Annotated in this window: 1 protein-coding gene; it reads left to right on the top strand. The window is 57.4% G+C overall.

The annotated features are described in order from the left end of the window. Positions 1-500, top strand: a 500-nt coding sequence (locus ACUNV4_RS30475; protein ID WP_430882446.1) for a thrombospondin type 3 repeat-containing protein, incomplete at both ends; no start/stop codon positions are given.

Below are 500 nucleotides of genomic sequence, written 5' to 3'. Positions count from 1 at the left end.
GGTACGGATCAGGACGGAAACGGCATTGATGACAGTCTTGAACCGACCGATTCTGATGGTGACGGAATCGCCGATCATCGTGACATCGACAGTGATGGTGATGGTATTGCCGACATCATCGAAGCCTCTGCCGGTGCCGTCGATAGTGACGGTGATGGCGTTCCCGACCATCTGGACCTGGATTCGGACAATGACAATCTGCCCGACAGTCAGGAAGACAGTCGCAGTCCCGCCTTGCTGGGCAGTGATGCAGACGCCGATGGGATCGATGATGCACTGGATGTGGATGCCACCGGCGGTGATGATGTCGATGGCAACGGTGTGGATGATGCCACCGAGCCGGCCGACACGGACGGTGATGGTACGCCGGACCATCTGGATATCGACAGTGATGCCGATGGCATCGTGGACATCTACGAGACTGATGCCGACTTCGACGGTGATGGTGTGCCCGATTACCTGGACACGGACTCGGACAACGATACGCTGAGCGATGATCA

Source organism: Granulosicoccus sp. 3-233 (genome assembly GCF_052681095.1).
Note: the sequence above shows the minus strand (reverse complement) of the source record. Positions and strands in the feature narration are given on the sequence as shown.